This is a genomic window from Chitinophaga jiangningensis (genome assembly GCF_900142605.1).
Classification (GTDB): Bacteria; Bacteroidota; Bacteroidia; order Chitinophagales; family Chitinophagaceae; genus Chitinophaga; species Chitinophaga jiangningensis.
Window position 1 is genome coordinate 565,404 of record NZ_FRBL01000005.1, and the last position, 12,125, is coordinate 577,528.

General features: G+C 48.9%; 6 protein-coding genes. 4 read left to right on the forward strand and 2 right to left on the reverse strand.

Going from position 1 to position 12,125, the window contains the following annotated elements:
- The first annotated feature begins 63 nt into the window (after positions 1 to 63).
- Together BUB18_RS15220 and tamL are read left to right on the forward strand one after the other, a co-directional pair.
- Entirely contained in the window at positions 64 to 5,112 is a 5,049-nt protein-coding gene (locus BUB18_RS15220) for a translocation/assembly module TamB domain-containing protein (RefSeq protein WP_073082575.1), read from the forward strand.
- The gene (gene tamL / locus BUB18_RS15225; protein ID WP_073082578.1) at positions 5,096 to 7,618 is read left to right on the forward strand and encodes a translocation and assembly module lipoprotein TamL; all 2,523 of its coding nucleotides are present in this window, start codon (positions 5,096 to 5,098) and stop codon (positions 7,616 to 7,618) included. The genes BUB18_RS15220 and tamL overlap by 17 nt, the downstream gene beginning before the upstream one ends.
- A gap of 57 nt (positions 7,619 to 7,675) precedes the next feature.
- On the opposite strand, the gene BUB18_RS15230 is transcribed toward tamL, so the two are convergent.
- Positions 7,676 to 9,412, reverse strand: coding sequence for a thiamine pyrophosphate-dependent enzyme (locus BUB18_RS15230; RefSeq protein WP_073082581.1), 1,737 nt, complete (start codon positions 9,410 to 9,412; stop codon positions 7,676 to 7,678).
- A gap of 137 nt (positions 9,413 to 9,549) precedes the next feature.
- On the opposite strand from BUB18_RS15230, the gene BUB18_RS15235 reads away from it, so the two are divergent.
- Positions 9,550 to 9,924, forward strand: a complete 375-nt coding sequence (locus BUB18_RS15235; protein ID WP_073082584.1) for a septal ring lytic transglycosylase RlpA family protein — start codon at positions 9,550 to 9,552, stop codon at positions 9,922 to 9,924.
- Positions 9,925 to 9,927: 3 nt separating this feature from the next.
- Here the strand turns inward: BUB18_RS15235 and BUB18_RS15240 are convergent, their stop codons facing one another.
- Positions 9,928 to 10,482 (reverse strand): type 1 glutamine amidotransferase domain-containing protein, encoded by a 555-nt coding sequence (locus BUB18_RS15240; RefSeq protein ID WP_073082586.1) that lies wholly within the window; start codon positions 10,480 to 10,482, stop codon positions 9,928 to 9,930.
- A 210-nt stretch (positions 10,483 to 10,692) separates the two neighbouring features.
- Between BUB18_RS15240 and BUB18_RS15245 the strand changes: the two genes are divergently transcribed.
- A complete protein-coding gene (locus BUB18_RS15245) occupies positions 10,693 to 11,949 on the forward strand; it encodes a DUF3472 domain-containing protein (RefSeq protein WP_073082589.1) in 1,257 nt (418 codons plus the stop codon).
- The last annotated feature ends 176 nt before the right edge of the window (positions 11,950 to 12,125 follow it).

The window sequence follows — 12,125 nt, forward strand, 5'->3', positions numbered from 1 at the left end:
GGAGTAAACTATAAACGCCTTTGTGCGTTTTAATTCTGTAATTAACATACCCGAAAATATCACGTGACAGAACCTGCAGAAACCGGAGAACATCACAGCCGCCCCTGGTGGAAGTGGATATTATGGATTATTGTAGCGGTGCTCCTATTGCCCGTTATGGTGTTGCTATTGCTGCAGATCGATGGTGTGCAGAACTATCTCCGCCAGCAAGGTGAATCCTACCTCCAAAAAAAATTGAATACCCGCGTAAAAATTGGCTACCTGAGAGCCAGGGGATGGCAGTACCTGGAACTAAGAGATGTGTTTGTGGCTGATACCACCAATAAAGCACTCTTCTATTCCCGCTCCCTGAAAGTGCATTATAACCTGCTATCCCTGCTCAATAACGAGGTAAAGATCGATAAACTCCAATGGGATTCGGTACTGGTGAACGCCTACCACCTGAACGACTCTACGTTTAATTTCCAGTTTGCCATCGATGCATTCGTATCTCCCAAAAAAACACCCGATACCCTGGATAACTCCAGCGGTACTACGCTGCAATACCTCCTGAAAGATATTTCACTGACCAACTTCACCGTCCGCTTCGACGATACCCCCGGCGGCATGGACGCAGTGATCGTTTGGAAAGAAATTCACCTTGACCCGGATGACCTCCTCGTGGACGATGCCTTGTATTCCTTCAGAAATATAAAGGTAGATGGCCTCAAAGGCTACTTCCGCCAGTATTATATCCCGGCCAAAGTAACGGCCGCGGCGCCTCCGCCACAGCCAGCGGATACCACAGCAGCCAGCCTGCACCTGCTGCTGAAAAAACTGAATATCACCAACAGCTCATTCCTCTTCAGCAGCGACGGTATAGGCATCAACACCGCCTGGAAAGTAGGCAACCTGGTACTCTCCAATTCCAGTATGGACCAGGACAGCGCCCACATCCAGGTTGGAGAACTCCGGATTGCCGGCAGCTCCGGTATGGTAATGCTCATGCCCGGTAAAGATACCACACCGGCACCGGTGGACACCACCAGCAGTCCGTGGAAACTGGTAGCCACCACCATAAACCTGGATAAACTCGCCGTCAGGTACGATAATGGCGCCCCTCCGCCTAAAGCCGCAGGGCCGGACCCGGATTATAACCACATGCTGCTCACCAATGTTTCCACTAAGGTTACTAACGTGAGATACCAGCCCGACTCCATCAGCGCCGTATTGAAATCGCTCACCGCCCGCGACAGGTCCGGCTTTACAATAAAGAAAGCCAACTTGGATGTTTTATTCACACCGCAAAGCCTGGTGCTGAAAAACTTCCTGGTGCAAACCAATAAAAGCATCTTACGTAAACGTATAACCGTTACCGTTCCTTCCTGGTCAGATGTGTCGAAAGACATGGATAAAATCGGTATCGACGCGGAACTGGATTCTGTACGCGTTGCGCTGGGCGAATGGCTGGGCTTTGTGCCGGACGCAAGGAAAAACAAAAACTTTGCACCACTGTGGAATAAGGACCTAACGTTGTCGGCTATACTGAAAGGCACGCTGGGTCAACTGAACATAAAAAACTTTTACGCCAACGACCATGGCGGCAATATCATTAAAGTAGAAAACGGCCAGGTAAGCCACGCCACAGATGTGGATAAACTCAACGCTAACCTGCCGAACCTGTACATCCAATCGGGTAACAAACCGCTGCGCTCCTGGCTGCCACCGGGCACCTTGCCGGACACGCCGCGGCTGCCAGAAAACATGCTCACCACGGGCTCCTTCCTGGGCGGCATGCAAAACATGAATACCAGTCTCAAACTGAAAAGTGACTATGCCAATGCAGAGATAAAAGCAAGGCTGGTAAACATCATGGATAGTGTGCGCAGCAGCTACAGTATTAATGTTCCATATCTGCATGTGAACCCGGGCAAACTGCTGCTGGATACCACCTACGGCTGGATCAACGGTAAGCTGACGGCTACCGGTCAGGGCTACACGACAACCGGCATGGTAGCCAATGCAGATGCCGTGTTATACGATGCTACCTACAACGGCTACACGTACCACGACGTAAACGTGCAGGCCACCATCGATAAAGGAGAGTTTTCCGCCACAGGGGAAAGCCAGGACACCAGCATTACCGCCACTTTCGCGGTCAGTGGCGCCCTGGGAGATTCTACCATCAACAACCTGAAAGCTGACATCGACCTGGCAAAGGCCGATTTGTACACCACCAACTGGTTCTCCGATCCGCTTACACTGATCGGCAAACTACAGGCGGATTTCCCTACCATCACGCCCCGGCAGATTGTAGGTAATGCCTTCCTCACCCAATGGCAGATCCAGACTGCCGATAAGGTGATCCCGCTGGATACTGTATCCGTCGTGGCGCGCTACGACAGTCTGCAATACATTGACCTGCGTACCCCGCTGGGCATGATTAACGCATGGGGGCAGTTTGATTACAGGAAGATAGGAACTGCGTTTGCGAACGTAATTGCGAAACCGCTGGAGCCCGCCGATTCAGGGAAAATCATCACACCGCCGCCGGGTCAACTGCTCAGCTGGTATGGTTCGCTTACCTGGCCACGTAGCCTGGAATCCCTGGCCCCTGGCCTCCGGGTAGATGATCCACTGATCCTCCACGGACATTTCAACAGCGATAGCAGTCTGCTCAAAATCCATGCGGACGCGCCTAAAATAGTGTACGACTCCCTCCGGATCGACAGCCTGCTGATCACTGCCACCATACTTGATACCGCCTTACAGGCCAATGCCGCGTTGGCGCACCTGTATCACCCTACTTTCCCACTGCACCATACGGAAATAGCCGCCCATGCGGATACCGGCCTGGTGAATTTTGACATGGTGCTGCGCGACAGAGCGTACAAAACCAAGTATAAACTCGGTGGATTGCTGAATTTCCTGCCGGACAATGTGCTGGAGCTTTCCCTGAAACCGGGATTGATCCTGAACAGGCAGGAGTGGGTAGTGGACGAAAACAATATCGTACGCCTGAAAAACAGTATGCCGGATTCGGCTAACATCCGCTTGTCGAACGGTAACCAGTCCATACACCTGCTCACCCAGCAGGACACAGCCACCACACCGGCTTTACAACTGAAAATACAGGACTTCCAGTTGTCCACCATCACGGCACTGGTGGCTACGGACACACTGCTGGCAAATGGCCTGCTAAATGCGGACGCCAACGTGCGTAACTGGGATAAGAGCCCGGTAATCGACGCTAAATTAAAAATCGACAGCCTGGTGGTTAAAAGCACGCCACTCGGCACCCTGGAGGCAACAGTGAATAACCCGGCGCCCAACCAATATAAACTGGATGCAACCCTTGCCGGTACCGACAATAACATGAACGTATCCGGTACCTACGATAGCACTATCAATGCACATATCGATATCGGCAACCTGAATATGAAAGCGCTCGAACCTTTCACGATGGGTAGCATGAGCAACATGTACGGTGCTATTTCCGGGAAGTTCGATATCACCGGAACCACGGCATCTCCCAAAATATTGGGCAATATGCATTTCAATAATGCAGGCGGGGTAGTGAGTTTCCTCGGCGCAAACCTGCACCTGCCGGATGAAGATATCGTGATCGATGAAAGAGGAATTGCCTTTAATAACGTGGTGATTGCCGATAGCCTGAACAATGAAATGGTGATGAATGGCCGTATCAATACCCGTGACTATTCCCGTTTCAATTTCAATCTCAATGTGAATGCGGATAACTTCATGGCACTGGGTCCGCAACAAAACAAGGAACAGTGGATATGGGGCCCTGCCTTTATCGATAGTAAAATACAAATCCGTGGGAACCTCGATTTACCACGTATAGACGCTACCGTGAAACTGCGGGATAAATCAAATATCACCGTTATTCTTCCGCAGGAAGAGCCCGGCGTAGCCGACAGGGAAGGGGTTGTAGAATTCGTGGATATGAGCAACCCGGTTGATTCGGCTCTGCTCAGACGACAGGATAGCATCAAATACCAGAACCCGCGTCTCAAAGGTATTAACTTCTCCGGCGTAGCAGAGATCACACCAGCATCTACTATAAAAATTGTGATAGATGAACAGAACGGGGACTTCGTGCAGGCTAAGGGTACTGCCAGCATCAATGCCACGCTGGACCCAAGTAGCAAAATGAGCCTCACCGGACGTTATGAAATTGAGGAAGGAAAGTATGAGATGTCGCTCAACCAGCTCATCAAACGCTCCTTCGATATTCAGAAAGGTAGCGTAATCACCTTCAACGGTGATGCAATGAACGCCGACCTCGACATCACCGCCAAATACACCGTAAATGCACCGGCCATTGACCTGGTACAGGATCAGCTGGGCAATATGGATGCGCAAAAACGCAATACCTATAAGCAGCGTATTCCGTTTGAAGTATACCTCATGATCAAAGGCAACCTGAAAAAGCCGGACATCAGCTTCCGCCTGGATATGCCTGAAAAAGAGCGTAACGATTTCGACGGCTCTGTATACAACCGTATCAAGCAAATCAACCAGGTACCATCTGAATTGAATAAGCAGGTAATGGGATTGCTGGTACTCGGCACCTTTATCCCGGATGATCCAATGAATACCCTCGACAATAGCGGCGGCGGGGTAGGACAGGCTGCGCGCAACAGTGTGAGTAAAATTCTCTCTCAACAACTGAATAATTTTGCGGGCAACCTCATCAAAGGAGTGGACCTGAATTTTGACCTGCAAAGCAAAGAAGATTACTCTACCGGCTCCGCACAGGAACAAACAAACCTGAACATTGGCGCCTCTAAAAACCTGTTTAATGACCGCCTCACCGTTTCCGTAGGCTCCAATATCATGCTTACCGGTAACCAGCAAAATGCGAGCTCTCTGATTGGTGACATCTCGGTAGAATACAAACTCTCTAAAGATGGTCGCTACCGTATCAGGGTTTATCAGCGTAACGACAGCCAGTCCGTGATCGAAGGCCAGCTGGTAGAAACAGGTGTGGCATTTATGTTGGTAATGGATTACGATGAATTCAGAGAAATACTGCAACGTTCCAAATCCAAAACAGAAAAGAAAAAATTGCGTGCCGACAAGAAAAAAAATAATGCAGAAAAGAAATAGCCATATCATCACCTGTATTTGCCTTATTGCCATCCTGGTAATAAGTGGCTGTAGCACCACGCGCACCGTTCCGGAGGGCGACAGGCTGTATACAGGCGGCAGCGCAAGCTGGAAAGGAAAGGACAAACCTAAAGACTATTCTTACCTTTCGGATGGATTGAACAGCAGGATAAGGCCTAAGCCGAACAGGCGTTTCCTCGGGATGCCGATTAAGCTGTGGTTATACAATCTCGGAAAAGAACCCAAAGGAAAAGGCCTTAATTATCTCCTTAGAAAAAAATGGGGGGAACCTCCTGTATTGCTAAGCCAGGCCAAGCCAGAGTACACCTCCGATGTACTGGAACAATACCTGGTTGACAATGGATACTTCCAGGCCGTAGTTACTTCAGAAGTAAAGAACAAAGGTTCAAAAAAAGCCTCTATAATATATACCGCAGAACCGCATCACCGGTATACCATCAAAAAGGTAACCTTCATTACAGATAGTTCGCATATCGGTAAAAGCATTGCGGCTACTGCCGGAGAAAGTTCCCTGATCCCCGGAAAGCCTTATTCACTCGATTCCATCAAGGCTGAACGGAATCGCATACACGCTATTTTAAAAGAGCAGGGCTACTATTATTTCACGCCTGATTACCTGATTGTACAGGCGGATAGTACGGAAAACGGAAAAGTAGACCTCTATGTAAAAGTAAAAAACACAACTCCAATAACAGCACTACGGCCATATAAGATACATGATGTTATCCTGTATCCCGATTATAGCCTGGAAAACGATTCTACCGCCACCACCGGCACTCCCGTTAACTATAAAGGCATTTATGTGATTGATAGTGCCAAACGCTTTAAGCCATTTGTGTTCGACAAGTCAGTGTTCCTCCGCCCGGACAGTATTTACAGGCTTAGTTCGCACGACATCACACTGCAAAGGCTGATTAACCTGGGTGTATTCAAGTTTGTAAAAGGACAGTTCAGGGTAGTGCGTGATACTTCCAGGCATAACTTTGAAATGGGCAACCCGAATGCACCGGCCAATCCTGATGGCACCATACGCGACAGCAGCAGCCGCAATTACGGTAACCAGCTGACTTACGGTGATACCACCGGAAGAAGAAGAGGGGACAGTACTTCCGCCAACAGAAGGGACACCAGTGGCCGTGGCTTCTACAATACTTATGGTGGCTACTATGCTACCTCTGCAGACACCGGTTATCTGGACGCAAGATTTTACCTGACGCCGTATCAGCGCCGCTCCCTGCAAACGGAGTTGCGTGGTACATCCAAATCTAATGGTTTTGTTGGTTCACAGATATCAGTAACCGCTAAAAACAGGAACTGGCTGCATGCTGCCAACCTGCTGGAAATAGGCATCAGCGGCGGTATGGAATGGCAAACCGGTAACAAAAGTTCTGGTGGGTCAAACTCATATTCGCTGGGGGCAGAAGTTGCGGTAACTATCCCGCGTTTCTGGACGCCTTTCGGGCTTAACCTGCGTACGCCATATGTGCCGCGTACACGCATAAGTGCCAGTTACGATTTATATAGCCGCTCGGACATGTATAACCTGAACGCCTATACGGTGCAGTTACAATATCTCTGGCAACGTACGCCTTATCTGTCGCACTCTTTTGCGCCGGTAGCGATTACCTATGTTTTGCCAACTAAAACAACACCAGCGTACGACAGTATTCTGGCCAATGATCCCAGTCAACGTGCCGCTATTTCCAAGCAATTTATTTTAGGTGGAAATTATACGATCACTTTCAACAACCAGGCGCCTAACAGGGTGCATAGTTTTTATGCCAGTGCGAACCTGGATGTATCAGGCAACATTGCAGGCCTGATCATTCCCAAGTCGGGCGACACCACTAAAAATATCTTCAAAAACCCATTCGCGCAATACGAGCGTATAACCCTGGAAGGCCGCTACTATTGGCAGCTTGGAAAGGGCAAGCAGTGGATTAATCGCTTATACATGGGTTATGGTATTCCATATGGTAACAGCATTACCGGTATCAGTAACTCACTGCCGTTTGTAAAACAGTATTTCACCGGTGGTAGCAGCAGTATCCGTGCATTCCGTGCACGCACGCTCGGACCGGGCTCTTATCATAATCCGCAGGTAGATTCCTCCTCCTTGCTAGCCAATGAAGCAGGAGATATTAAACTGGAATTTAACTCGGAAGTACGTTTACACATCGCCAGTGTTTTCAATTTTGCTGCGTTTGTAGATGCGGGTAATATCTGGTTACAGAGAGAAGAACCGCTGAAGCCTGGCGCTCAGTTTAAACTGAAAACTTTCTACAAGGATATAGCCGTTGGTGCCGGTGCCGGTATCAGGATCGATGCCTCTATTGTGGTGGTACGCTTTGATCTCGCATTTCCGCTGCGCATACCATATAACCCCGAAGGAGAGCGGTGGGTATTTGATAAAATTAACTTCGGAGATCCTGAGTGGAGAAAGAAAAATTTAATCCTGAATATCGCAATCGGATATCCTTTCTAATATTTAGCGTGTATTCGTTAGCGTTATATAACGCTAACGAATACACGTCGCATGAATTTATAACACGTCTTTCAGGTGTTTATAGTTAGATTTTACAGCATCGAAAACATCTTCGTATCTGCCACTCAGAATTAGTTTTCCCATCCAGAGTGCGAATCCTTTCATTTGTCCGAACTCCACTTTTGGCGGCATCGCCAGTGAGCTGGGGTTAGTGAATACATTCACCAGTACCGGCCCTTTAGTATTAATCACACTGGTGAAAACCTGTTCCGCTTCTTCCGGCTTATGTATGGAAAATGCATGGAAGCCCATAGCAGTGGCCACAGCTGCAAAGTCAGGGTTGATCATATCTGTTTGCCAGTCTGGGAGGCCGGCTACTTCCATTTCCAGTTTTACCATTCCCAATGAGCGATTATTAAACACGATTACTTTTACGGGAAGGTTGTATTGTTTAATGGTCATCAGGTCGCCCAGCGTCATGGTGATACCACCATCCCCGCAGAGCGCATATACTTCGCGGCCGGGAGCAGCCAGCGCGGCGCCGAGTGCCTGGGGCAGTGCATTTGCCATGGAGCCGTGGTTAAACGACCCTAACAGCACACGTTCGCCTGTAGCGTGAAGATAACGGGCAGCCCAAACGTTCGTCATCCCGGTATCAACCGTGAAAATAGCGTTGGCAGCGGCCTTCTGGTCAATTAATGTGGCGATATATTCAGGACTGATGGCTTCTTCCTTGCCCAGGTCCGTCACATAAGTCTGCAGCTTCTTTTCTACTTCCTGGTGGAATTCGCGCATGGCATCCAGGAACTCCCTGTCTGCTTTTTCTTTCAGCATCGGTAGCAGTGCAGTCAATGTGTCCTTAATATCTCCACACAGGCCCAGTTCCAGGTCAGCGCGGCGTCCCAGTCGCTCGGGCTGTAAATCGATCTGCACTAATTTTTTATTATCCGGGATGAAAGGTGTGTAGGGGAAGTCGGTGCCGAGCAGCAGCACCACATCCGCTTCATGCATGCTTTTGTAGGCGGAAGCAATTCCCAGCAACCCCGTCATACCCACTTCATTCGGGTTGTTATACTGAATACCCATTTTAGCGCGGAAAGAGTAGGCAACAGGGGCTTTCAGCACATTGGACAGCTGTACTACTTCATCGTGTGCTGCGCTGGCGCCAATACCGCAGTAAATGGCAATTTTCCCTGCGTTATCCAATATCTCTTTTAAAGATTTTAACTCCTCATCAGCCGGGCGAATAACAGGTTTAGGATGGTATAACCTCTTGGAGGTAGTGATATCGGCTGCATCAGCGGCAGCTACGTCGCCGGGGATACCGAGTACGGCTACCCCTTTTCTGTGTACCGCATGTTGCAGGGCTGCCTGTAACATGCGCGGCGCCTGTTCCGGGGTGGCGGCTACCTGGTTGTAGCAGCTGCAATCGTCAAAAAGTTTAATGGTATTGGTTTCCTGGAAGTAGGCACTTCCAAATTCGGTGGTGGCACAGGTCGATGCTAAAGCAATCACCGGTGCACCGGAGCGGTGGGCGTCATACAGGCCATTGATCAGGTGCACATGTCCGGGGCCACTGCTCCCGGCACAACAGCCGATTCCCAGCAATTGCGCGTCAGCACCGGCGGCATAGGCGCCTGCTTCCTCATGCCGCACATGGATCCATTTAATGCGTCCATCGCGGCGCACGGCATCGTTGATATGATTCAGGCTATCGCCCGTTACTGCATAAATTCGTTGTACGCCGGCATTTGCCAGCATGTCTACTATCTGGTCGGCAACTAATTTTCCCATATAATTGAAGGTTTTACGGATTGGATTCCTTTCATTATGGAAAACGCCAGGCCGGCCGCATTGTTCGACCCGGGTTTATTATCAGAACATTACTTTTTTTTATTATTTTTATCCGGCGAAAACCTTAATCATATTGCATGTTCACTACGATAAAACAAGTTCCGTTTATTGCTATCGGTATAATGCTTTGCTGCACGGCCTGTAGCAAAAAGGTTACGCAATCGGGAAAGGCATCTTACTATGCCGATAAATTTGATGGGCGTAAAACCGCGAGTGGTGAAACCTTTCATCAGAACGCCATGACGGCTGCTCACCCCAGCCTCCCCTTCGGCACCCGCTTAAAGGTGACCAACCTGGCGAATGGAAAAACCGTGAAGGTTCGCGTAAACGACCGAGGACCATTTGCAAAAGGCCGCATCATCGATCTTTCCAAAAAAGCCGCGAAGAAGCTGGGTATGATCAGCACCGGTGTTGCCACCGTTGAAATCAAATACAAAAAGAAAAAGAACTAATTCCTACAGGGCATGTGCGCCTTCTGCTATCTCTTCCAGCATTTTATCACAGAAGGCAGGCAAATCTTTAGGCGTACGACTGGTAACGAGGCCGTTATCCGTCACCACCTCGGAATCTTCCCAGTTAGCACCCGCATTTTCCAGATCAGTTTTCAGTGAAGGGTAGGAGGTCATTCGGCGCCCCTGGATTTCCCCGGTTTCGATTAACGTCCACGGGCCATGGCAGATAGCCGCCACCGGCTTACCACTGGTCATGAAATCCTTCACAAACTTGACGGCTTCCTTGTTAATCCGCAGCTGATCGGGATTCAGCACACCTCCGGGTAATACCAGCGCATCGTAATCCTGTGAATTGCTGCTACTCAGCGTTTTATCCACCTTATAATCCTTGCCCCAGTCTTTTTCAGCCCAGGCTCTTACTTTTTCTTTTTCCGGAGAAACAATTTCTACCGTAGCACCTGCATTTTTCAGTGCTTCCAACGGCTTTGTAAGTTCCACTTCCTCAAAGCCATTTGCCACCAGGATGGCAACTTTCTTATTTCTTAATTCAGTAGCCATAACTTTTAAGTTTTTGAATTTTTCCCGCAAAAACAATCCCATCTCCCCAAATGCAACAGGAGAGCGGACTTTCACTACGGCTGTGCTGTATAGCTAACTACCCAATCCGTTGCATGCCTGCATTTTCTCATTCCATTGTAATTTTTGATGAGTGAAATTGCATTTAGTACTTTGAGCGCTTTTATTTGCTGTATATCAATCGAAAGAACAATGAAAAAGAATTGGTTACTGCTGGCACTGCTCATTGCGGCTGCAGCCCCTGGTGCTTATGCACAAACTCCACAGGCCGACTTACCTGGCTTTACAGCCTACGCCGATCCGGAAGAAGAACATGTGAAAATCAGTCAGCGCAATGGCGTGGTAGGCTGGACCGATAAAGAAAATACCGTTAATTTTTATTTTCATGTGGCCACTCCCGGTACCCTCAAAGTAGCGCTGACAGCCAAGGCTGACGGGGAAAGTAAAATTGGTGTGAAAGTAAACGGAGTAGAAAAAACTGTTACGGTAAATAACAGTAGCGACTATACGAAGATTCCCGCACTGGAAACAAAGATCAAAACCCCTGGCTTCTACTGTGTATCGCTGCGGGGTATTGAGAAAAAAGGGAGTGTTTATGCAGATGTGAAGTCCGTGAATCTGGAAGGCACCGCAGTAAAAGACATTCAATTTAATCCGAAACCATGGCGCAGAGCGGCTTCCGTACATCTTGGCTATCCTGTGCCTGCTGGTAAAAACGTAGAGTGGTTTTATGGAGAGATTAAAGTGCCCGAAGGAGAAGATAAACTCGGCACCTACTTCATGTCCTGCGGTTTCCACAGAGGCTATTTCGGTATGCAGGTGAACTCGCCCACCGAAAGAAGAATTATTTTCTCCGTATGGGATGCCGGTGGTGAACCGGAATCCAGGGATAAAGTAAAGTATGAAGACCAGGTGGTGCTCCTCGCCAAAGGTGACAGCGTTGATGCCAGCGGCTTCGGCGGCGAAGGTACCGGCGGCCATAGCCACTGGGTGTACAACTGGAAAGCCGGCGATACTTACCGCTTCCTCATGCACAGCGTACCGGAAGGCACACATACTACCTATACCGCTTACTTCTACGTGCCGGAGCACAGGGAGTGGAAGCTCATCGCCAGCTTCAGAGCACCTAAAGACGGTAAATATATGGGGCACCTGTATTCCTTCCTGGAAAACTTCTCTTTTGAAAACGGGCACCTCGGCCGTAAGGGCTACTTTGGCAATCACTGGATCAAAACAGATACCGGCGAATGGATCGAACTCACCCAGGCTAAATTTACCAACGACGCTACTGCTAAAGCCAAAGATCGTATAGACTTCGGCGGTGGTTCGGAAAATGGCTGGTTCTATCTCTGGAACAGTGGTTTTAAGCCTGCCAATGCACAGTATGGAGATATGTTCACCAGACCCGCTACTGGCCAGCAGCCGGATATTCATCTTCCTAAATTCTAATGTTTATAAACGTATAACCTGGCCGCAGGCATTAAAGCAATGCCCGCGGCCATCTTCAGGCTCCCCGTCCGGTAATACAGACGGGGATTTTTTAACAGAATTATTCTAGTTAGTCTATAGGCTTACAAGGAGCAGGTTATTTTTTGGAAGACCCTTTCTTGGTTTGATTTTTCGGA